Source organism: Miltoncostaea marina (genome assembly GCF_018141525.1).
Classification (GTDB): Bacteria; Actinomycetota; Thermoleophilia; order Miltoncostaeales; family Miltoncostaeaceae; genus Miltoncostaea; species Miltoncostaea marina.
Genome location: NZ_CP064655.1, coordinates 2,268,179 through 2,288,511, shown reverse-complemented (window position 1 = coordinate 2,288,511; position 20,333 = coordinate 2,268,179). Strand labels below are relative to the sequence as shown.

At 75.2% G+C, this 20,333-nt stretch carries 30 protein-coding genes; all 30 read right to left on the bottom strand.

The genetic code is table 11. The annotated features are described in order from the left end of the window. Positions 1-29 precede the first annotated feature (29 nt). A complete protein-coding gene (locus ITJ85_RS11540; RefSeq protein ID WP_217913255.1) occupies positions 30-296 on the bottom strand; it encodes a hypothetical protein in 267 nt (88 codons plus the stop codon). Positions 297-305: 9 nt separating this feature from the next. Then, positions 306-1,154: a peptidoglycan recognition protein family protein gene (locus tag ITJ85_RS11535; RefSeq protein ID WP_217913254.1), complete on the bottom strand. Its 849-nt coding sequence runs from the start codon at positions 1,152-1,154 to the stop codon at positions 306-308. Further along, positions 1,154-1,570: a hypothetical protein gene (locus ITJ85_RS11530; protein WP_217913253.1), complete on the bottom strand. Its 417-nt coding sequence runs from the start codon at positions 1,568-1,570 to the stop codon at positions 1,154-1,156. Before ITJ85_RS11530 ends, ITJ85_RS11535 begins: the two co-directional genes overlap by 1 nt. Beyond that, entirely contained in the window at positions 1,567-1,689 is a 123-nt protein-coding gene (locus tag ITJ85_RS17420) for a hypothetical protein (RefSeq protein ID WP_281412192.1), read from the bottom strand. Before ITJ85_RS17420 ends, ITJ85_RS11530 begins: the two co-directional genes overlap by 4 nt. Continuing rightward, positions 1,686-1,877, bottom strand: coding sequence for a hypothetical protein (locus ITJ85_RS11525; protein WP_217913252.1), 192 nt, complete (start codon positions 1,875-1,877; stop codon positions 1,686-1,688). The genes ITJ85_RS17420 and ITJ85_RS11525 overlap by 4 nt, the downstream gene beginning before the upstream one ends. Before the next feature lie 14 nt (positions 1,878-1,891). Further along, positions 1,892-2,878, bottom strand: a complete 987-nt coding sequence (locus ITJ85_RS11520) for a hypothetical protein (protein WP_217913251.1) — start codon at positions 2,876-2,878, stop codon at positions 1,892-1,894. Further along, entirely contained in the window at positions 2,875-3,492 is a 618-nt protein-coding gene (locus tag ITJ85_RS11515; protein WP_217913250.1) for a hypothetical protein, read from the bottom strand. Before ITJ85_RS11515 ends, ITJ85_RS11520 begins: the two co-directional genes overlap by 4 nt. Continuing rightward, positions 3,489-4,652, bottom strand: coding sequence for a baseplate J/gp47 family protein (locus tag ITJ85_RS11510; RefSeq protein WP_217913249.1), 1,164 nt, complete (start codon positions 4,650-4,652; stop codon positions 3,489-3,491). The genes ITJ85_RS11515 and ITJ85_RS11510 overlap by 4 nt, the downstream gene beginning before the upstream one ends. Next, on the bottom strand, positions 4,653-6,278 hold the full coding sequence (locus tag ITJ85_RS11505) for a hypothetical protein (RefSeq protein ID WP_217913248.1): 1,626 nt from the start codon (positions 6,276-6,278) through the stop codon (positions 4,653-4,655). It lies immediately after the preceding gene. Positions 6,279-6,281: 3 nt separating this feature from the next. Continuing rightward, entirely contained in the window at positions 6,282-6,578 is a 297-nt protein-coding gene (locus ITJ85_RS11500) for a hypothetical protein (RefSeq protein ID WP_217913247.1), read from the bottom strand. A 2-nt stretch (positions 6,579-6,580) separates the two neighbouring features. Next, on the bottom strand, positions 6,581-7,012 hold the full coding sequence (locus tag ITJ85_RS11495) for a hypothetical protein (protein WP_217913246.1): 432 nt from the start codon (positions 7,010-7,012) through the stop codon (positions 6,581-6,583). A gap of 2 nt (positions 7,013-7,014) precedes the next feature. Further along, complete coding sequence (locus ITJ85_RS11490; RefSeq protein ID WP_217913245.1) at positions 7,015-7,695, bottom strand: hypothetical protein; 681 nt, start codon at positions 7,693-7,695, stop codon at positions 7,015-7,017. Then, entirely contained in the window at positions 7,695-8,684 is a 990-nt protein-coding gene (locus ITJ85_RS11485; protein ID WP_217913244.1) for a hypothetical protein, read from the bottom strand. Before ITJ85_RS11485 ends, ITJ85_RS11490 begins: the two co-directional genes overlap by 1 nt. Position 8,685: 1 nt before the next feature. After that, positions 8,686-9,084 carry a phage tail fiber protein gene (locus ITJ85_RS11480; protein ID WP_217913243.1) on the bottom strand — a complete coding sequence of 133 codons (399 nt, stop codon included), beginning with the start codon at positions 9,082-9,084 and terminating at the stop codon, positions 8,686-8,688. Positions 9,085-9,103: 19 nt separating this feature from the next. After that, positions 9,104-9,358 (bottom strand): hypothetical protein, encoded by a 255-nt coding sequence (locus ITJ85_RS11475; protein ID WP_217913242.1) that lies wholly within the window; start codon positions 9,356-9,358, stop codon positions 9,104-9,106. Next, positions 9,355-10,680, bottom strand: coding sequence for a hypothetical protein (locus tag ITJ85_RS11470; RefSeq protein WP_217913241.1), 1,326 nt, complete (start codon positions 10,678-10,680; stop codon positions 9,355-9,357). The genes ITJ85_RS11475 and ITJ85_RS11470 overlap by 4 nt, the downstream gene beginning before the upstream one ends. An 81-nt stretch (positions 10,681-10,761) precedes the next feature. After that, positions 10,762-11,298: a hypothetical protein gene (locus ITJ85_RS11465; protein ID WP_217913240.1), complete on the bottom strand. Its 537-nt coding sequence runs from the start codon at positions 11,296-11,298 to the stop codon at positions 10,762-10,764. Then, on the bottom strand, positions 11,295-12,020 hold the full coding sequence (locus ITJ85_RS11460) for a LysM peptidoglycan-binding domain-containing protein (RefSeq protein ID WP_217913239.1): 726 nt from the start codon (positions 12,018-12,020) through the stop codon (positions 11,295-11,297). Before ITJ85_RS11460 ends, ITJ85_RS11465 begins: the two co-directional genes overlap by 4 nt. Further along, positions 12,017-14,296: a tape measure protein gene (locus ITJ85_RS11455; RefSeq protein WP_217913238.1), complete on the bottom strand. Its 2,280-nt coding sequence runs from the start codon at positions 14,294-14,296 to the stop codon at positions 12,017-12,019. Before ITJ85_RS11455 ends, ITJ85_RS11460 begins: the two co-directional genes overlap by 4 nt. Beyond that, positions 14,297-14,422, bottom strand: coding sequence for a hypothetical protein (locus ITJ85_RS17415; protein WP_281412191.1), 126 nt, complete (start codon positions 14,420-14,422; stop codon positions 14,297-14,299). A 50-nt stretch (positions 14,423-14,472) separates the two neighbouring features. Further along, positions 14,473-15,015: a hypothetical protein gene (locus ITJ85_RS11450; protein ID WP_217913237.1), complete on the bottom strand. Its 543-nt coding sequence runs from the start codon at positions 15,013-15,015 to the stop codon at positions 14,473-14,475. Next, the gene (locus tag ITJ85_RS11445; RefSeq protein WP_217913236.1) at positions 15,012-15,437 is read right to left on the bottom strand and encodes a hypothetical protein; all 426 of its coding nucleotides are present in this window, start codon (positions 15,435-15,437) and stop codon (positions 15,012-15,014) included. The genes ITJ85_RS11450 and ITJ85_RS11445 overlap by 4 nt, the downstream gene beginning before the upstream one ends. Positions 15,438-15,440: 3 nt before the next feature. Beyond that, a complete protein-coding gene (locus tag ITJ85_RS11440; protein ID WP_217913235.1) occupies positions 15,441-16,556 on the bottom strand; it encodes a hypothetical protein in 1,116 nt (371 codons plus the stop codon). Continuing rightward, positions 16,553-16,750: a hypothetical protein gene (locus ITJ85_RS11435; protein WP_217913234.1), complete on the bottom strand. Its 198-nt coding sequence runs from the start codon at positions 16,748-16,750 to the stop codon at positions 16,553-16,555. The genes ITJ85_RS11440 and ITJ85_RS11435 overlap by 4 nt, the downstream gene beginning before the upstream one ends. Further along, positions 16,747-16,962, bottom strand: a complete 216-nt coding sequence (locus ITJ85_RS11430; protein ID WP_217913233.1) for a hypothetical protein — start codon at positions 16,960-16,962, stop codon at positions 16,747-16,749. The genes ITJ85_RS11435 and ITJ85_RS11430 overlap by 4 nt, the downstream gene beginning before the upstream one ends. Then, the gene (locus ITJ85_RS11425) at positions 16,959-17,606 is read right to left on the bottom strand and encodes a hypothetical protein (RefSeq protein WP_217913232.1); all 648 of its coding nucleotides are present in this window, start codon (positions 17,604-17,606) and stop codon (positions 16,959-16,961) included. Before ITJ85_RS11425 ends, ITJ85_RS11430 begins: the two co-directional genes overlap by 4 nt. Beyond that, a complete protein-coding gene (locus tag ITJ85_RS11420; protein ID WP_217913231.1) occupies positions 17,603-18,055 on the bottom strand; it encodes a hypothetical protein in 453 nt (150 codons plus the stop codon). The genes ITJ85_RS11425 and ITJ85_RS11420 overlap by 4 nt, the downstream gene beginning before the upstream one ends. After that, a complete protein-coding gene (locus ITJ85_RS11415) occupies positions 18,055-18,729 on the bottom strand; it encodes a hypothetical protein (protein ID WP_217913230.1) in 675 nt (224 codons plus the stop codon). The genes ITJ85_RS11420 and ITJ85_RS11415 overlap by 1 nt, the downstream gene beginning before the upstream one ends. Next, positions 18,730-18,975 (bottom strand): hypothetical protein, encoded by a 246-nt coding sequence (locus ITJ85_RS11410; RefSeq protein ID WP_217913229.1) that lies wholly within the window; start codon positions 18,973-18,975, stop codon positions 18,730-18,732. It abuts the gene before it with no gap. Beyond that, positions 18,972-20,324, bottom strand: a complete 1,353-nt coding sequence (locus ITJ85_RS11405) for a phage major capsid protein (protein WP_217913228.1) — start codon at positions 20,322-20,324, stop codon at positions 18,972-18,974. Before ITJ85_RS11405 ends, ITJ85_RS11410 begins: the two co-directional genes overlap by 4 nt. Between the last annotated feature and the right edge of the window lie 9 nt (positions 20,325-20,333).

Sequence of the window (20,333 nt, the reverse complement as noted above, 5' to 3'; positions counted from 1 at the left end):
GCTTCGTGGTCGTGATCGCGGCTTGTGCGCTAGGGAATCGGCCGGGCATCCCCCGTGCGCTCCTCGATGGCGCGCTCGAGGTTGACCCCGTCGCCCGGCACGGGGCTGGCCTCGTTGGGGACGAGGTAGCCGAGGACGGCGCCGAGGATGGTCGCGCTCGCGGTGGAGCACACGGCGAGCGACTCGGGCGGCATCTCGCGGATCTGGTCCACGAAGACGGCGAGCAGCGTCCAGACGAGCGTGGCGATCGCGGCGCCGAGCGTGCCGGCGGCGACCTTGGCGTCGATGCGACCCACGGGGTCCTCCTATCGGTTGGCCTGCACCCAGGACCACAGCGGCGGCCCCGGGCAGGAGGTGCGGTACCACTCGAGATGGGCGGTGCGGCGGCCCCAGCCCTCCGAGGTCCGGAGGGCCTGGACGGTGACGAGCTGCGACACGGTCGGCGTCGGGGTCCCGGTGCCGCAGAGCACGAGGACCCCCGGGTAGCCGTTCGCCACGTTGTGGCCCGAGTGCGCGCCGCGCACGTTGCGCCCACGGCCCTCGAGGACCGTGCAGTAGCGCCCGCCGTCGCCGTCGCGCAGGACGACCCAGTTGTAGCCGAGGTCCGCCCAGCCGAGGTCGAAGCGGTGGTAGCGCGCGAAGCGCAGCACCTGCGCCACCTGGGCGTCGTAGCCGTCGGCCGCCGCGCCCGGGCCGAACCAGTGGACGACGTGGGGCACCCCGGGCGGGTGGAGGGCCAGGCTGCGCGCGCGCGGCGCGAAGTCGCACCAGTCCTCGCGGGCCACGATGCGCAGCGCCCCGGCGGGCCGCTCCGAGGCGGCGAGCGCGGCGTAGCGATCCTGCGCCTCGCGCGCGGCCTGCCGGCGCACCGGGTCGCCGCGCCGGGCCACCCAGTCGCGCGGCATCTTGCGGTAGCCGAGCAGCACCAGGAGCTCGTCGGGGACGATGGCGCCGGCGACGTGCGGCGCGCCGGCACGCTCCTGCCAGATGCTCACGGCCATCGCCGTGCGCGGCCCGTACGCGCCGTCCTGCTCGATGCCGTAGCCCCGGAGGCGGTGCTGCACCGCGGCGACGAGGGCCGCGTTGCCGTCGCCGGCCGGCCGTCCCATCCGGGGGCTGGTCAGGCGCAGCGTCACGATGCGCGGGCGGGCCATCACGCTCCTCCTTCTGCCGGCCGCGGCGTCTGCGGCGGCGGGTCCACCTGCGACGGCGTCACGAGCGGCGGGCAGCCGTCCTCGAGGGGCGCCAGCGCGCGCTCGATCACCTGCGCAGAGGCGGGGTCGAGCCGCCCCTGCTGCTGCGCGCGATCGCGCGACAGCTCGAGGACGCCCCGGATGGTGCACTCGACGACGCGCTGCTTGGCGGCCAGCTCGCGGCGGTCCTCGACCGACTGGCGGTCGGCGTCGCTGCGCTGCTGCCGCTCGACGTACGTGGCGATCGCGAGCAGCACGAGCAGGACGATGAGCACGCGCGCCAACCAGCGATCGACCGCCGCCCAGAGACGGCGTCGGCGCACGCGCCGGTTGTGCCGCTCGACGCTCTCGCCGATGAGGCGCTCGTCGTCCGTCACCCGAGGAACCTCCACGCGATGAGAGCCGTCTCGACGACGACCGTGGTGATCGCCCATCCCCACAGGCGCCGCCGGCGCGCGGCGCCCGTGACCATGTACCGAGGCGGGATGCCGCTCACGAGTTCCCGTCCCGCTTGCCGAGCGCGGTGGGCAGCAGCGCGAGCGCGGTCGCGAGCCCGATGATCGCGGGGTCCGCTGGCCGGTCGATCGCGTTCGCGATCACCCATTCGCCGACTCCCAGCAGCACGCCGATCGCTCGGGCGAGGCGCGGCCAGAGGTCGTCGAAGCGATCGCTGAGGCGCGCCACTCATCGTCCCCTGGTCATCCGAGCCGCAGCGGTTCGAGCGTCAGCCAGCGCTCGACGAAGGAGACCGCCTCGCCCGTCCCCCGGTAGACCGCGTAGATCGTCTGGCCGGGGTTCGAGAACTGGAGCACCCGGGACTTGGCCAGCGACATCACCGCGAACGGCGCGGTCAGCGACCCCTTCAGGGCGATGTTGTCCTGGCCGCTGATGAACTGGCCGGCGGCGGCGATCGACATGTAGCCGCGGGTCGTGCCGGGGTTGCCGCCCGACCAGTACATGTGACAGCCCCAGCTCACCCGGTACCAGCCCGGGGCGGGGATGACGAGCTGCGGGCCGCCCAGGTCCTGGTAGGAGGTCGAGGCGAGCCCGATGTCGCCGTCGGCGTGCGCCGTGATCGGCGCCGCTCCGAGCGGGTGCCAGCGGTACGGCGACGGGGAGCCGGCCCGATAGCGGCAGCGCCAGAGCACCTGGCCCGCGACCCCGTCCGTCGCGCGCAGGTCGAGCTCGGTGCCGTCCGGCTGGGCGCTGAACGGCAGCATCGTGACCTCGGGCACCGTGATCGGATCCGCGCCGCCAGGCACGTGCTGGGAGGCGTGCGACCCGGGCGCCGCCTGGCCGGGCCCCGTGCCGAGCGCGCGCAGGGCCTCGGTGCCCGATCCTGCGCCGGCGGACGGCTTGAGCGCGCCGGCGACCTTGGCCGCCGTCACCGCCCCGGCGGCGATCTCGGGCGAGGGGTAGTTGCCCGCCAGGTCGCCGCCCGCCGGGCCGCGCGGGTCGATCAGCACCCACTCCGAGCCCGTGTCGAACCACAGCCGTCGCTCGTCGGTCGCGAAGTAGAGCCGGCGCGCCGTACCGGCGGACGGGCGGGCGGCCGCGGTGCCCGACAGCAGCGGCCCGAGGCTCGCGTCGAGCGCGGCGGCCAGCGGGTGCAGCGCCTCCTCGATGTCCGCCACGTCGGCGAGCTGGGGGATGGGCAGGCCGAGACGCGGGGTGGTGTCGCTCATGGGTCAGGCACCTCCAGCACCTGCTGCCAGGTCGGGTTGGCGGCCTCGACGGCGGCCCAGTCCGGCCACGTGTCGGCGACCAGCTGCCAGTCGCGCGCGTCGCGCACCTCGTGGTCGAGGACGACGCCGGCGGGCAGCACCGCCGCCACGGCCGCCCGGAGGGCGTCGGCGTCGGGGGTCTCGGCGATCCGCGTGACGAGCATCAGCAGCCACGGGTCGCCGCCGTGCCCCTCGCGGAAGATGACGCTGCGCTCGCCGGTGAGGTGCTCGCGCGCGGTCTCGACGGCGATCAGGGCCGAGCCGCGGCGCATCCCGCGCGGGTACACGACCTCCCGGCGCGCCCGGGCGAGGTAGTCGGCGTCCGTCTCGCCGCCCCGCCGCGGGGGCATCCGGCCGCCCGTCCACTGGGCGGCGTGGGGCAGGGCCCACAGGGGCGCCACCGCCGGGTCCGTGAGGATGCGCCAGGGCGGCAGCTCCCCGTCGCCGTGGGCCACCTCGCCCGCGCGCTCGAAGCCCGTCATCCACGCGCCCACCAGGGCGGCCAGGAGGGCGTCCGAGGTCGCGTCGACCGCGAGGAAGCCGAGGTGCTCCAGCGCGCGCTCGGCGGCGGTCATGCGGCCGTCGCGACGATCGTGCCCGGCGAGGGCAGCGGCGCCCAGCCGGTCATGGTCACGCTGGTGCCGCCGTTCACGGTGCACGTGACGACGCCTGCGACGCCGGCGAGGCTGTCGGCGACGTGGGCGATGTCGAAGTGCCGGATCACCCGGGCCGCGTCGTCGGGCGGGCGCCAGCGGCCGGGCGCGGCCTCGTCGAGCGCCCACGTGGCGGGCGACAGGTAGTCGGAGATCGCGGCCGCCACGGCGGCCTCCATCGCCGGGCCGTCGACGCCGGGCTCGAGGCGGAAGGTGATGGCGACGTCGACCGTCGTGTAGGTCGGCTCCTCGACGTGCACGATCACGTTCAGCGGGCGCTCGGGCCCGGTCAGCATGGCCGCCACCTCTGCCGCGTCGGCGGGGCTCAGCGGCAGGCCCGCGACGTCCACCGGGAAGACGGTCACGTGGCCGCCGCTGGCGGGGTCGTCTCCCGGGGCCGGCGGGGCGGCGGGGTCGAGGAGGTTGACGGCCATCGCGCGCGCCACCGCCTCGTGGTCGAGCGTCATCGCGGCGAAGTCGTCGACCGTGATGGGGATGGCCCGCAGGCGCCGCGCGCGGTCGGCCGCCCGCTCGGCGAAGGCCTCGATCGTCTCGGCATCGGCGCCCCCGGAGGCGACCGTCGTCAGGGTCACCGACGCGACGCCCACCACCTGGTCGAAGGCCTCCGCCGCGCCGACCAGCCCGTTCGCCTGTGGGCCCGCCTCGAGCGCCACGAGCGGCACGCCGGCGGCGCTCGTCTGGCCCGCGGGGACCGTCACGTCCCCGACGCTGGCGAAGGCCACCATCTCGCCGTCGGGGCGGCGCATGTAGACGTGCGTGCCGTCGGGGATCAGGTAGCCGGCGTCGTCGGTCATCGACCAGTCGGAGGAGGCCGAGGCCACGCCCTCGGGCCGGCGGGCGATCCCCAGGATGTTGGCGGCGAACCCGGTGTAGACGTCCCGCGCCTCGTCCTTCAGGAGGGCCGCGATCGTGGCGGCCACCATCGCCATCGCCTCGGCGACCGCCGTCTCCACGTGGCCCTCGGAGGGCTCCCAGCCGGGGATCTGGTCGGCGATCCGGGTCAGGATCGCCTCGGCGACCGTCACCTCGTCCGAGACGACCTCCGGATCGAGGTATGCCATCTAGTCCTCCTCGCTCGCCAGGGCCACCCGGACGGCGACCGTCTGCCTGCCGTCCGCGCCCGGCCCGGTCGCCTCGACGCTCACCCGCGCGCGCGGCTCGTCGCCCTCGAGCTCGGCCGCGATCACGTCCGGCGCCACGCCGCCGGTGAAGGTCGGGTCGTCGATGCCGACCTCGGGCGCCAGCGGCCGTGCGCCGCGGGGCGTGCGGGCGATCACGTGGACGCACTGGCGGACGTCGGCGAGCGTGTCCTGCTCCACCGTGGCGAGCGCCCGGTCGCTGTTGAGGCGCAGCGGGAACGCCAGGTGCGGCACCTCGCCGGCGAGCGGCCGAAGGGCGGGGCGGGCGGCGCGGGTGGCGGGCGTCGCCGCGGTGCGCGCGCGCATGCGGACGTCGGACGCGCCCCCGACGTCGAAACCCTGGATCACGCCCGGGGCTGGCGGCGGGGTGCTCGCGAGCTCCATGTCCACGACCGACGCGCCGGTGAGGTGGAGGCCGAGCAGCGGCGTGGGCGGCGGCGGCTCGGGGTCGGGCTCCTCGACGTAGCGCAGCAGCGGCGCCCCGTAGGCGTTCGTCGGCGAGTCGGCTGTCTGGCGGTAGTCGCCGTTGGCCGGGTCGACCCACTTGGGCTCGAGGTCCGTGCGGTTGCCGCCGCCGTCCTGCCAGCGGCCCGCGCTGCCCCCGGTGCGCACGAGGATGCCGGTCCCGGTGCCCTTCCACAGGGCGTTGTCCGAGTAGACGTTCGGGCCGTCCGCGGCGAGCGTCGCGTCGTGGTCGAGCATCGCCATCACGCTGGGGGCGGTCAGGCCGTGCTCGGGCCCGCCGTCCGGGTTGGCGATGATGTTGCGCCGGGCGAGGTTCCTCGCCGACTCGCGGTAGGTGCCGTCGAAGCTGTCGCTGGTGCCTGCGCTGGCGACGAAGGCGCCGAAGCAGCGGTCGATCGTGTTGTCGTCGAGCCAGGTGTCGTCCGTGTCGGTGTAGCCGTGGATCACCCAGCCGCAGGTCTCGTAGGCGAGGTTCCCTCGCACGCGGCCGCGGCGCCCGGTCTTGCCGTAGGCCGTGTGGTCGTGGTTCTTGCCGTAGGTGTCGAAGCCGCCGATGTGGCGCAGGCGGCAGCGCTCGATCACCCAGTCGAAGACCTCTCGCGTCGTCCCGTACTGGAAGTGGATGACGCCGGTCCCCGACGAGCCCCAGCCGTCGTCGGCCGGGTCGCGGTTGCTGAGCCGGCAGTCGAACCACTCGATGCCGTCGACGTTCCAGAGGCCAGCGCCGGCGGCCGTGATCCCGGGGCCCAGGCCGTCGTGGGCGAATCCGTAGAAGCGGCTCCCGGCGCTGCTGGTGTTCGAGAACGAGAACTTCGCGCGCAGCCGCACCGGCACGTTCGCCAGGTGGTGCCAGGCGGAGCCGACGATGGCGATGCCCTCGTACCAGCCCTCGCCCATGACGTCGATCTGCTTCGCGCCGAAGTTGCGCCAGGTCGAGAGGCCCAGGTCGAAGAAGGCCTGCGTGTCGTCGGAGCGGCGCCGCAGCACGATCGTGTCCCCGCTGCTGGCGGCCGCGGCGATCGCGTCCGCCCACTGCGTCGCGACCGGGGTCGCGCTCTCGGTGCTGATGTCGAGGTTGGCCACGGCCTAGGGCGCCGGGGTGAAGGCGCTCGGGACGATCTGCGCGGCCACGGCGAAGCTCGCCTGGCTCGCGATCTGGCCGTCCACCTCGATGCGCCACCAGTGGTGGCCCTCCTGGCGCACCAGCCAGTCGACCGTGAAGGTGAGGCCGTCCGGCCAGGCCGTGAAGGCCTCGTCGGCGTCGGTGAAGTGGGTCACCGTGCCGTCGGGCTCGAGCAGCGAGATGGCGACCGCGGCATCGCCTGCCGGATGCTCGGCCTCGGCGGTGAGGGTCACGCGGGTGCCGACGTGGGGCACGGACATGGCTACGCCTCCCTGCCTGCGATCGTCACCGTCATCCGCACCCGCGTCGTCGGCCGGGCGCTCATCCGCGCGGAGCGGGCGCTGACGGCCATCTGCGCCCGCTGCGCCCTCACCGACATGCGCACGGACCCGGGCACCAGCACCGGCACGTAGGGCGCCAGGAGGACCGCCACGTCGGCCGTCGACTCATTGCCGACGTCGTCGCGCGCGAGCGCCGTGACGCGCACCGTGCCGCCCTCGTCCTTCGTGACCGTGCTCACCAGGCGCGCGGGCTGGACCACGGCCGGGGCGCCGGCGATCGTCGCGTCGGCGACCTGGCCGTCGGCGGAGATCATGTAGGGCACGGCGATCGTGCGGGCGGGCGTCCGCGAGGGCAGGCCGAGGACCACCGTCGGCGGGGTGACGTCCAGCGCGAGCCGGAAGGCGGCGCTCACTGCTAGAGGCTCCACGTCCCGGTGGAGTCGCGGACGAACACCTTCACGTAGGAGTCGGCGTCGCCGCCGGCCGCCTCGTAGTCGGCGCCCTTCACCGTCGTGGTGATCGGCGTGGCGGCCGGGTAGCCGCCGGCCGAGCCGGCGACGTTGGCCGAGCCGGCGGTCGTGGGGATCTGGGTGCCCTGGGTGTGGGTCGCCGACTGGCTCTGGACGACGAGCACCTTGTACTCCTCGAAGGGCTCGTCGGCCTCCCAGTCGAAGACCGACTCGTCGTAGCCGGCGACCTTGGAGATCTTCGCGGCCGAGGGCGTCCCGACGGTGACGACCGGCGCCGTGGTGTCGAGGACGATGGTGTCGCTCGCCTCGGCCGACGCGTTGCCGACGTCGTCGCGGACCTTGATGCGCACCGTCTTGGTGCCGTCGCCGGCCGACAGCCGGATCCCCTTCGAGGCGACGTAGGTGACCCAGGGGGCATTGGCCTCAGTCGCCCGGTACTCGGCGGGCGCGTGGGCGTCGTCGACGTCGCCGTAGATCTTGACCTGGTAGCCCGTGGTGTCGGGATCGGTCGTGGCGATGCTGAGGGTGACGTCGCGCGATCCGGTCGCCGGGTCGCCGCCGTTCATCACGACCGAGACGCCAGCCGGCGGGGTGGTGTCGAGGACCAGCTGGAAGTAGGCGGCCATCAGGAGCTCCAGTTGTCAGCGAGGTCGCGGGCGTACAGCTTCAGGCCCTTGGTCCCGTCCGCCCCGGCGATGCCGGCGGCCTCGAGGTGGGCGTAGGTGACGGTGCGCTCGGCGGGCGTGGCGGCGCTGACGGCGCCGCCGGAGAGGACGAGCGGGTCGCCGGCGTCGCGGGGGTCGGAGGGGTCGCCGACGGCGCGCAGCTCCCACGCCTGGCAGGGCTCGTCGACCACGAAGGTGAAGGCCGAGGCGTCGTAGCCGGGAACGGCGCTGATCTTCGCCGGGGTCGGTCCCGCGGTGACGTCGGCCGACGGTGCCGTGGTGTCCCCGGCCAGCGTGGTCCGCACCTCGATCGCGTCCCAGCGGTTGGCGGTGCTGAAGCACTCGATCGCCAGGCGGCCGCGGCGCAGGGGGCTGCTCGTGTCGTTGACGGTGAACCCGACCTGCGTCCAGCTCGAGCCGTCGGCGGAGCGCCACAGCGACAGGGCGACCCCGCCCGGGATGGGCACCACCCGCAGCCCGAGGTGGTGGCCGTTGGTCCACTCGTGGGCCTGCTCGGCCAGGAGGCTCGTGAAGGACGAGCCCTTCGAGATCGCGAGCCCATCGGTCGCCGTGCGGTTCGTCTGGGTCGCGGTGTACATCGTCGGGCTGCCGCCCGGCGTGCCGAAGAAGTGGGTGAAGGCGGGGTTCGTGTTGCCGGTCGCCTTGACCAGCCCGCGGGCGACCACGTCGAAGCCCTCGGCCGCGTCGCCCGGGGTGATGTCCCCGGCCTGCGCCTGGTCGGTGAGGGCGAAGATGGCGAGCGTGTACGCGTCGACCCACGCCTGCGAGGCCGGGCCGGCGGCCTGCTGGGCGACGACGCGCGGGCTGGCCTGGCCGGTCCAGAAGGCGGCGTTCGCCCACTTCGCGGCCCCCACCGTCCGCAGGAGGCCGTCGGCATAGGGGAAGGCCTCGCTCCACAGCACGGCCCCCTCGCCGAAGGGGGCGCTCACGTCAGGTCTCCGTGTGGGAGAACTCGCCCGCCGGCAGGGTCACCTCTCCGCCCTCGACGGTCTGGAGGGGCGTGACGTTCGAGTAGAGCGTGAGGGCGCCGCCGGGGGTGTCCGAGAAGCCGGCGCCGCGGATGACGCCCCAGTCGCCGCCCGTCGGCGTGCCGCAGGAGAGGTCGGCCACCAGGCTCACCGTCTGGCCGGTCCGGACGAAGGTCGTGGCGTCGTTGGGCACGGCCACGGGCGCGTATCCGTTGCCGGCCGCCTCGGTGCCCACGCCGTCCTCGTCGATCGCCGTGGTGAACAGGCGCAGGTAGCGCGTGGCCGGCGCCACGTAGGGGGCCAGGCCGTACTCGTGGTCGAGCCAGCGCGCGGCGTGGGCGTTCGTCTTCGATCCGGGCATCCGATCCGGGCTCCTTCGTCTACGTCTGGGGCCACCAGGCGATGACCCACAGCTCGCCGGCGTCCGACTCGACCACCAGGGCGGCGTCGCCGGGGGCGGGCAGGGCGGCGCCGCGGGCCATCCACGGGCACTCGCGGGCGATGCCGGCCTGGGCGTCCACCTCGACGCGCAGGAGGGCGTCGGGCGCGGCGGGCGCCGCCAGGACGGTGGCCTCCATCGGGGTGCCCGGGCCGCCGCGGCGGGCGCGGCGGGCGGCGAGGTCCGTGAGGCTCACCGGTCACCGGGCCAGTGGCGGGGGGTGAAGCCGGCGGTGCTGCGCGCGGTCCGGCGCAGGCGCGGCCCGCTGCCGCCGTCGCCGTGGGGGCTGGTGTCGAAGCGCGCCCAGCCGCCGGGCGAGCCGTGCAGCTCGATCCAGACGTGGGTCGCGTTCGCCCAGACGGTGAAGCTGGGCCCCTTGCCCGCCGCGCCCCAGCTCGAGGCGAAGGCGCCGGAGACGATCGCCCGGTCGCCGGGGAACATGCCGGCCGCCTTCAGTACCAGCGAGGTGGACGACGAGCAGTCGAGCGGGGCGTCGTCGTCGATGCTCGTCAGCGGCACGCCGTGACCGCCGCCGAGCAGGTAGGCGCGGCCCTGCGCGTGGACGGCCCGCGCGGCGTCGAGGATCGCGCTCTGCGCCCCGCCGGCCGCGCCGCCGACCACGTCGCCGTCGGCCGACTCCTCGGCCGTCGGCTCCGGCCGGCGCATCGTCGGCCGGCGCAGCGTGACCTCGACCTCGGGCGAGTCGAGTCGCGGGCCCGCGACGCCGGAGACGATCCAGCGGCCGTCCTCGGGCCCGCCGGTCGCCATCAGCACGACGCCGCCCGGCATGACGCCCCAGCGCTCGGAGAGCACCCGAAGGGTCAGCTCGGTGACCGGGCGGGCGGTGCCCCACTCCCAGGCCGGCATCGCGAGCAGCCACGGCTCGTCGCCGGTGATGCGCACGGCGGGCGCCGCCTGGCGCAGCTCCTGCTCGGAGACGAAGTGAAAGACGTTGCCCGCCGCCCACCGCAGCCAGCCGACCTCCTCGGCGAGGCGCCCGGTGGCGGCCCACGAGCTCTCGCGCTGGCCGCCGCGCTCGCCGCGCGTGAACTCGTACCGGCGCGACGCCGCGCCACCCTCGCCGCGGCTGTCGTCCCCGAGCCAGGTGTCGACCGTCCGCTCGGCCTCCGCCTGCCACTGCGCGTAGGCGTCCGGGTAGCGGCTGCGCTGCACGGCGTTGATCGCCCGGGAGAGGTCGCCCGGCGCGTTCTTCAGGCCGCCGTGCACGACCTTCCAGCCCTGGACCCCGGGCCCCTTGTCGACGGTGAGGAACAGGCGCGTGGCGCCCGCGGGGTCGCGCCGCTGCGATTCGGGGCCCCACGGGGAGCGCTGCTGGAAGGGTCCGCGGCTGTCGGGGCCAGCGGTGTCGCCGTGGGCGAGCGAGCGCGCCGTCGACTCCTGGGTGATGGCCATGATCGCGGCCACCATCACGCGCCGCGAGGCCCCGAGGCGCTCGGCCTCGCCGAGCACGCCGTCGATGACGGACCGCTGGTGGGCGTCGGCGCGGGCGCCCTTCACGGTGTAGTCGGAGGCGCCGGTGCCGCGCGCGGGCGCGGGTGAGCCTCCCGATGGCCGGGCCCGGGGGCGGGTGAGGGCCACCTAGCCCCCCCGGGCGACCGGCTGCACGTCGCGCAGCTCGGGGATGAACCAGCGCATGCGCTCGCGCGGCGGCGCCGAGGCCTCGGCGACGAGGCGGCGCACGAAGCCCGCGCGGGTCGTCGTGGCGCGGGTGGCGGCGAGGAACTTCGTGAACTGCCGCAGGCGCCAGGCGACCTGGTCCTCGAAGGTCAGCGTGTAGAGGCCGGTGCCGTCCGAGGACACCGAGGCCAGCGCGTAGCTGACCCCGTCCACCTCCACGGTGATCCCGTCGCGCTGGATGAGCGCCTCGTCGGTGAGCACGCGCAGCAGCGAGTCGTTGGGGGACCGCACCGGCAGGGTCACGGTGGCGGCGCCCTCGGTGGTCATCTCCCACGCCGTGTCGCCGTCGATCGCCGCGCCGACCGGCCAGCGGCGGCCCTGGGCGGTCAGCGTCAGGCTCTCGACACTGCCGCGGCGCGGCGTGATGCGCGGGGGCGGCGCGGCCATCGCGGCGCCCTGGCGGGCGCGGATGCGGGCGCGCTGGGCGGGCGTCGTCACTTCAGCACCAGGCGCACGCCGGCGCGCAGCGGGTCATCGGGGCCGACCGGCCGGGTGCCCTTCAGCTGCTTCGGATTCCAGTCGCGGATGCGCTGCCAGCCGCCCGCGAAGCCGAGCTCGCGGACCGCGATCAGGCGCAGCGTGTCGCCCTTGCGCGTCGTGACGCGGCGCGTGCGCGGCTTGTTGACGTTCGCTCGCGTGCGCCGCACCGTGACGGGCCGGATGCTGGGCGCCTCCTCGTAGTCGACCAGCTCCACGGTCACCGCCTGGCGGCGCAGCGTGCCGTCGGGCGCGTAGACGCGATCGCCGAGCGACAGGCCCTGGACCACCCAGAGGCCGCCGCGACGGCTGTAGGGGTCCGAGAGGTCGCCGTGCAGACGCACGGGCGTCGGGTGGTCGGCGCCGCCCGGCGTGACGCCGAGCCGCTCGAGGTGATCGAGCGCCGCCTCGACGGTGCCCGTGACCGTCGATCCATCCTCGAAGCGGCGGTTCAGGCCGAGCGGGTCGAGCAGGCCGGCGATCGACTGCGTGCGCTCGACGCCGCCGCGCCACCAGCGGGCGGGTCGCCGCCGCGGGCGGTCCATCGCCTCCCAGCCGCCGGCGCCGCCCGAGAAGTCGGGAGGCGAGGTCAGCAGCAGCACGATGCCGGGCCGGCTGGCGAGCGGGCCCTCGGCCGCCTTCAGCATCACCCGGCCCGCGAGGCCGCGGTCACGAGCGCTCACGCGAACTCGACCTTCGCCCGCTCGACGCGGTGCACGCCGCGGTGCAGCTCGCGGCCGTCCAGGTTGACGAGCAGCGTCGCGTAGAGCTGCTCGGCGCGCGAGGCCATGCGCTGGCCGGCGGCGGCCATCCGCTCGCTCTGGCCGGCAGGGTAGATGCGGGCCCCGGCCGGGAAGCGGGCCAGCTCCGGACCCCGCTCGCCCACCCAGGACCACCCGCCGCGCGGCACGAGCCCGCCGGAGGCGTTCGCGCCGGGCATCATGCCGCCGCCGCTCGACAGGGCGGCCGCCGCGGTGCGGGCCGCGGCGTCGGGCGCGCCGCCGAAGAGGCCGCGCAGCGGGCCCGGGAGGACGCTCCCGATGGCTGACGCGATCGCCCCCGGGGCGCCCTTGATGAAGCCCACGATGCCGTCGACGATCGCCTTGCCGATCCGCTTGGCCGCGTTGCCCAGGGCGGCGAGCACGCGGCCCCCGGAGAGCTCGCGGGCGGCCCCGCTCATCCACGTCCACATGCGCGACGGCAGCGAGCCGAGGAAGCGGCCGATCGCGGTGACGACGGACCGGCCCGCCCGCATGGCCGCACCGGGCAGGCGGGCGAGGCCCGAGACGAAGCGGCCGACCATGTTGACGACGATGCGGCCGATGCGGCCGGGCAGGCCCGACATGAAGCCGACGTAGCGGCGGACGAAGGCGAGCGCCTCATCGAAGAGGCGGGCCGCGCGCATCACGCCGCGGCCGAGTAGGCCGAAGACGCGGAGCACGCCGCGCAGCACCCGGTCCAGCACGCGCATCGGGAGCGCGGCCACCTTGGCGGCGGTCGCCACGATGGAGCCGACCTTGCCCACGACGCCGCCGGCCTTCGTGAACATGAGGGCGAGCCGCGCGATGCCGCCGAGGATGGCGGGGCCGAAGAGGAAGCCGATCACCTTGCCGACCGTCTCGATCACGGGCCGCAGCGGCTTGGCGGCCTCGCCGATCCAGCCGAGCGCGGTCGCGATCACCTTGATGACCGGCACGGCGAGCTTGAAGGCAGCCACCACGCCGCCGATCACGCCGATGGCGATGCCCTTCAGCAGCGGCAGCACGACGTTCTGGACGAAGGGCATCGCGGGGCGCAGGGCGTCGACCACCTGGCCGACGACGTCGACCACGCCGCGGGCGATGTCCGGCACGCGCTCGAGGAAGCCGCCGACGGCGGACATCACGCCGGGCGCCGCGCCGGCGATCCAGTCGAGGGCCGCGCGAGCGCCGCCCATGACGGCGTCCCAGTCGATCCGCGAGGCGAGGTCGGCGATCGTGCGGCCGAAGCCGGCGATCGTGTCGAAGACGCCCTGTCCGACCGCCTCGAGGTCCACCTGCCCCATGCGCTCGGCGAGGAACCCGGCGAAGTCACCCACGGCGTCGTAGAAGGGACGGGTGAGCTTGCCGGCGCCGCTGGACAGGACCTCCATCAGGCGGTCCATCTCGCCGGCCGTCGCCTCCGCCATCTGCGCCGCCGCGCCGCCGGAGCGCTTCTCCATGGCCGCGAAGATCGCCTCGAGACCCTCGGCGGCCTTGATCTCGCCGGCGCGCATGGCCTCCTCGAACTCCTCGCCCGTCATGCCGAGTTCCTTGGCCACGGCGGCGCGCCCGACGGCGACCGACTCGGCGAGCTGGTTCAGCTCCTCGGCGGAGAGCTTCCCCTTCGACTGGATCTGGCCGAAGGCGAGCGAGGCCTGGCCCATCGCCTCCTCGATCGCCTTGCCGGCCACCGGCGCCATGTCGCCGATCCGCTCGACCGCCTCGAAGGACTGCTCGACGGAGAGGCCGTAGGCCATCATCCGCTGCACGCCCTGGCCGACGTTGCCGGGGTCGAGCGTCGGCGAGGCGTCCGCCAGGGCGCCGATCCGCTTGATGATCTCCTCGGCCTCCTCGGCCGAGCGAGTCATGGCGGTGAAGGCGATCCGCTGCTGGTCCTGCATCGCGTTGTAGCGGGAGCCGGTGAAGGCCAGCGCGCCGCCGATGGCGGAGGCCATCACGGTCGTCACCGAGATCACCCGGCGCGCGCCCGCCTCGACGCTCGACAGGCCGCCGGCGACCGCGCCCATGCCCGACTCGAAGCGCGCGAAGCCGGCCGAGGCCATGGCCGAGGCGCGCTCCATGCCCGACAGCGAGCGCCCGGTGCTGCGACCGCGGCGCTCCATGTCGCCGAGGGCCCGCGAGGTGCCCTTGACGTCGCGGGCCATCGCGGCGGCGCCGAGCAGGCGCATCCGGACCAGCACCTGTGACTCGTCTGCCAACTAGCGCCCCTTCACGTCGCGGTTGTGGGCCTCGACGGCCGCGGCCGTCACGGCGAACGCCAGCACCCGCTCGACCGCCGACCCTGCATCGTCCGGCGTGAGGCCCACGAGCGGGCGCCAGTCCATGTGGAGGCGCACCGCGTTGACGCAGGCCCCCAGCTCCGGCGCCGCCGCCGCTATTCCCCCAGGGCCTCCTCGATCTTCGGCCGCCGGCCCTGCTGCCAGCTGAGGACGTCGAAGGCGAGGGCGGTGATCCAGGGGCCGCGGTCGGCCATGACGGCGGCGACCAGGCGCGTGGCGGGGGTGTCGGCGGGCATGCCGAGGACGCCGGCCAGCGTCGGCCCCCAGGCGCCCTCGATCGCCTCGAGCGCGCCTGCGTCGCCGCGCAGCAGGAGGGCATCGGTGGAGGCGACGATCAGCTCGGCGTCGGTCGTGCCGCGGCCGAGCCGGCGCCAGGTCTCGGGGTCGAGGTAGTGCACGCGCACGACGAGATCGCCGTCCCAGCCGGGGACGGCGAAGTCGTGGTGCGTCTGGGCGGTGATCTTGTTGAGCCGCGCCCGCATGCGGTCCGCGAGCCCGCCCGAGGCGTCGGCGATCGCCTCGGCGTCGACCGGCGGCGGCACCTGGGCGGAGGGCACCTGCACCGTGGACTGCTCGAGCTCCACGTCGGCGGCGAGGACCTGCAGGCGGGCGGCGGCGGCGGAGGGCTGCTCGGTCACGCGAGGTTCGCGTCGAGCTGCATCACGAGCTCGAGCTCGGCGCCGTCCGAGGAGCCCTTCTCGACGTCGGACAGGCTCGCTCCGGCGAGGACGCCCGTGTAGCGGATGGTCTCACCGACGGTCGCGCCCGTGTCGCCCGTGGCGGCGCGTGCGAGCTCGACGCGAGCGCGGCCCACCCAGGAGTCCAGCTGCGAGTAGACCTCGTTGGCGTGGCGGCCGTAGAGGCGGCGGACCGTGGCGTCCTCCCGGGAGCGCACGCCCCCGAGCTGCTGGGGGCCGTCCCAGTCGTGGTAGAGCGCCTCGTCCGAGGTCACCCCGCCGCCCTCGAGGACCGCCCACTTGCCCATGTCGACCCAGACCGCCGTGTCCGGGTCCTGGACCTTCAGGGCGACGAGCCAGTTGCTGCGCTTGCTCGGCGGCATGGATCACACCTCCTCGGCGACGCTGCGCCGGATGATGTTGAGCACGATGTTCTCCGCGAAGGGCGAGATGCGCAGCGTGATGCGCGCGCGGACGCGTCCCTGGGCGATCTCCTCGCGCGGGTTCAGCTCCCAGCCGGCCGAGACGCTGTAGCCGGGGTCCGAGGGCGACGTGGCGAACAGGGCGCCCGCGGACTGCAGCTCCTTCAGGACGCGCGCCAGGCTGGTCTCGTAGCTCACGAGGAAGGCCCCGGAGCCGTCCACCTGGCCGAACAGGTGGGCCTCGTTGACCTCGGCTTCGCGGGCGCGCACGGCCATGACCACGCGCGAGCCGGACAGGTCCCACCACAGCGGCAGGGTGTCCGGGTCGGCGACCGTGCGGAAGCCGTAGGGGACCACCGCCTGGCCGTAGATGGTGCGGAAGGCGTTGACGCCGGCCTCGGCGAGCGTGTTGCGCTCGCTCTCCGAGCGGGCGGCGTCGATGCCGATGACGTACCGGCAGCGGGCGTTGGTGATGCCGGCCGCGGCGACGTTCGGGTTGCCCGTGGCGAGGTCCGAGCGGGCGATGAGGGCGGCCTTGACGATCGAGGCCGGCACCTCGCGGGTCGTGCCGGAGGCGATCCCCGGGATGATGAGGGTGTCGGCCTCCATCGAGGCGAAGCGGGCCCCGGCCGAGCCGCGCAGCGCCGTCGCCAGCGTGATGAGCGAGGCGTCGTCGGCGGCGTCGGGGCCGTCGGCGATGTAGACGCGGTTCGTCTCGTAGGCCCAGGCGGCGATCTGCGCCATCTCGGGGCCCGTCACGACCTCCGGGGCGACCACCTGGCCGGGGCCGAGGTCGGCGGGCACCTGCTCGAGCGTGGCGGCCACGTCGGGCGTGCCCGCGTTGTCGACCAGCGGGACCAGCGTCAGCCGGGCGCCGCCCTCGTTGAAGTAGGCGTCCGCCATGGCCGCGATGTCGGCCTCGCCGGGGAGGGCGTCGGCGACGTCGGGGGCGGTGCGGAACGTCTCGACGCCGGTGGCGCCGGAGTGGATGAGAAAGGCACCGTCGGTCGCCGTCGGCGCCACCACCGGGGGCAGCTCGTCGACGATCTCGATGGAGGTGCCGATCGTCACGGGGCTCATGTGTGCTCCTCGTGGTCGTCGTCGGCGGCCGGGTCGGGCGCCGCGGGGGGCTCGATGAGGTGGAGGGCGCCCGCCGCGTGGAGGGCGTCGATGGCGGGCGAGGGCGCGGCCTCGGCCTCTGCGCCGGGCCCGAGCACGCCGACGCCGGGGACGGCGATGCGGCGGCGGGTGATGTTGGCGATGCGGAGGCTCACGGTCGCTCCTCGGCCGGCTCAAAGCGGACGGTGTAGACGCGGCCGTCCTCGAAGGCGGCCAGCTGCTCGGGGGGCAGGACGAGGTCGAGGCGTCCGCTGGGGCGCAGCTCGGGCGGGCCTTCGGCATCGGTGGCGAGGAGGAGGCGGACGTTGCCCGGGCCCTCATCCGGCCGGTCGGCGCGGACGCAATGGAACTCGGCTGCGAAGGTCACGGGGCGATGCCCTCCCTGAGGATCTCGGCGTCGATGGCGGTCACCGGCGGCAGCGGCACGGGCGGCGCGTAGGGCTCTCCGTCGGGCGGTGGACCGCCCGGTGAGCCCGGCGTCCACAGCGCGTCGTCGGCGGGCAGGCCGGCCATGGAGGCGGCGGAGGGGACGGTGACCTCGAAGCTCGCGCGGGCGTGGCCGCGCATGCTCTGGGCCTGCGCGAACTCCACCGTCTCGACGTCCACGAGCTGGATGGCCGAGACGATCCCGAGGCGGGGGGTGCGCTGGAGGACGCACTCGATGACGGTCCATGCGGTGATGTCGCGCCGGCGCAGCGTGTCGCGGCGGCTCCGGCCCATGACCGCGACCTCGAGGGCCACGCGCAGCGTCACGTCGATGGCGTCGTCCTCGTTGCGCGCGGGCGCGGCCGCCGTGCCGAGGCTGCCCACCAGGCAGGCCGGCATCGTGTCGCCGGACTGGAATGCCTCCTGGGCGGCGAGGTGCCGCACCGCCTTCAGGCGCTCGAGGGTCTCCGGCTTCAGGCCGCGGCGGCGCTCCTGGGCGGCCAGGTGCTCCGGGTGGCGGCGGAGGATGACCTCGATGAGCAGATCCTCGACGTCGCAGGGGGCGATCAGCGTCGGGTCGCTCACGACCACTCGCCCGCGATGTAGCGCTGCACGCGCTCGGTGATCGCCGCGCGCGCCTGGCGGTCGATCACGACGGCGCGCCGGCCCCGCTTGGCCTGGGCGGCGGCGTAGTAGGCGGTCGAGCGCCACTTGAGGCCCCAGCGCAGCACGGCGTTGTAGGCGTCGAAGCGGATGTCGCCCGCGTCGGCGTTGGTCAGCACCGACTCGAGCCGACCGGTGGCGCGCATGACGCGCGGGTCGAGGCCCCGGCGCCGCTTCTCGGCGGCCCACTCCGGGGTGATCCGCTTCCAGCCCCGGGCGTGCGAGAACCGGCGGCGCTCGGACAGCTGCAGGTCGAACTTCGTCTCCGGCGCGCGCAGGGCGGGCTCCGGCCGGCGCGCCCGCTCGCCCACCTCGTCGATGCGCTGCATGGCGTCGCGCAGGCCCTCGATGCGGATCGAGGCGCGGGCCATCAGACGAGCCGGACGGGGCCCATGCGGGCCTGGCGGGTCAGCTCCTCGAGCGCCGCGAGGTAGCGGGCCGTGTGGGATCGGACCTCGCCGGCCGCGTCGTCGGTCTGGGCGGGCAGCTTGCCGGTGCTGATGGCGATCGCGACGTGCAGCACGGCGGTCTGGCGGGCGAGGTGGTGGAGGCGCTCGGGGATCGGCGCGCCGACCCTGCCGGCCACCTCGGCGCAGGCGGCGGCGATGAGGCCGCGGACGTGGGTCGCGGTGGGGGATGTGTCGTCGGTGAAGGTGCCCTGCTCGGCGCCGGCCTGCTCCTCGTCGTCGTCGAAGCCGCCGCGCGTGTAGGCGGGCGTGGCGGCGGCGACGTCGTCCAGGCTCGGCGCCCAGGCGGACGCGTCGCCGGGGGCAGCGCCCGCGGGGAGCTCGACGACCACCGACAGCGGCACGAAGGCCTCGTAGGCGGGCGGCTCGGGGTCCGGCGTGCGCCAGACGAGCAGGTAGTCGCCCACGGACGGCGGCGCGTCCAGCGTCACCGTCCACACGCCGTCCGCCAGCACGGCCGGCGCCCAGGCGCTCACGATGGCCCGGGTGACCGGGACCTCGATGCGCGCCCCCAGGCCGGCGACCCCGGGAGGGGCCGTCAGCATGGCGACGACCGGCTGGCCGACGACGTACGGCACCTAGGCCGTCTGGCCCCTGCGGGCCGAGCGCCGGGAGCGCGAGGACTTGCCGGAGGCCTCCTCGCCGCCCTCCGCGCGCGTCGTCTCCGGCGCCTCGCCGACCACTTCGAGGCGGCCGTGCTCGAGCGCGCGGCGCAGGCGGGCGCTGCGCGGTGCCGAGGTCTCGGCGCCGGCGTTCAGGACGCCGACGCCGGGGACCTCGACCGGAACCCCGTGGGGGTTGCGGACGCGGATGGACTCGCTCACGGCGCCACCGGCTCCGTGATCGTGACCTTGCAGAAGGCGTCCGGGCGCAGGACCGCGAGGCCGGCCCGGAGCTCCGCGAGGAGCGTGATCCGGTTGCGGATGAAGTCGTCCTGGTCGGAGTCGCTCACCAGGACCTCGACGCCCGAGCGCAGCAGGCCGAGGGCGCCGGCGGGGTCGGCCACGAGGGCAGTGCCGACCGGCAGGGAGCGCTCGGCGACCATCGGGTAGCCCCAGATCGTCGCCGCGCCCTGCTGGCTCGGTGGGCCGAACAGGTAGCCGCCGGTGCCGGCCGTGGCGCCCGAGTCGTCGCGCATCAGCCGGATGCGGGCGATGTCGCGCGGGTTGAGCAGCACGACCTCGGGCTCGCGGTCGTGGTCCTGGACCTCGACGATGCCCTGCAGGACCGCGTCGGCGATGTTCTCGCCGGCGTCCACCGTCCCGCGGGCGTAGGTCAGGACGTCGGGGAAGTTGAGCAGGCCGAGGACGTTCTCGCCGGTTCCGTCGCCGGCGATGAGCTGGCCGAGCAGCGAGCGCCGCACCTCGTAGACCAGCAGCGTGCGCAGCAGCCCCTCGAGGAACGGGGCGTCGGCCAGCACCTGCTTCTTCTGCTTGGTCCACGCCGCGATCGTGCGGATCGGGGCGTCCTCGTCCTCGAAGACGAGGGGGTTCATCTCCGGCTTCAGCGCGCCCTCGGCCGTCGGCGCCACCGCGGCGCCGTCGGAGGGCAGCGTCGTCGCGCGGACGTACTGGACCATGTTCGAGTCCGTGCCCGCGAACGGCAGGAAGTCCAGGAACGTCAGCGGGCGCAGCGTCGGCTCGATGAGCCCCCGCCGGTCCGGCTGCATGAGCCCGGCCAGGTCGGCCCGGTCGAGCTCGGCGGCGAGCTCCTCGCGCGTGCCGGCCGGCCCGAGCGAGGTTCGCCCGATCGGGGTGCGGCCGTGCGCGATCGCCGCCAGGCGCTGCGCGGCCTCGCCGCGGGCGACCTCGCCGGCGCGGCGCAGGATCACGTTCGCGTGGCCGCGCAGGCCCTCGCGGCTGTAGCGCTCGACGTCCTCGATGCGGTCGGAGCCGTCGCCGGCGCCGGGACCGTCGCCGTCCTGCTCGGAGGCCGCCAGGCGCAGCAGGGCGACCTGCTCGCGCTCGGCCGCCTCGAGCTCGCCGGAGATGCGGTCGAGCTCCTCGGAGGCCTCCTGGGCGGTCAGGAAGGTGGGGTGGTCGGTGCCGGCGTCCTCGCCGGCGGCCTCGAAGGCCTGGCGGGCGGTCGCCAGCGCCTCGCGCGCGGTCGCGCGCTGGTCGCGGAGGGAGGCGAGGCGCTGCTCGGCCCGCCGCAGTCGCTCACGGAGCGTCATGGGAGGTGT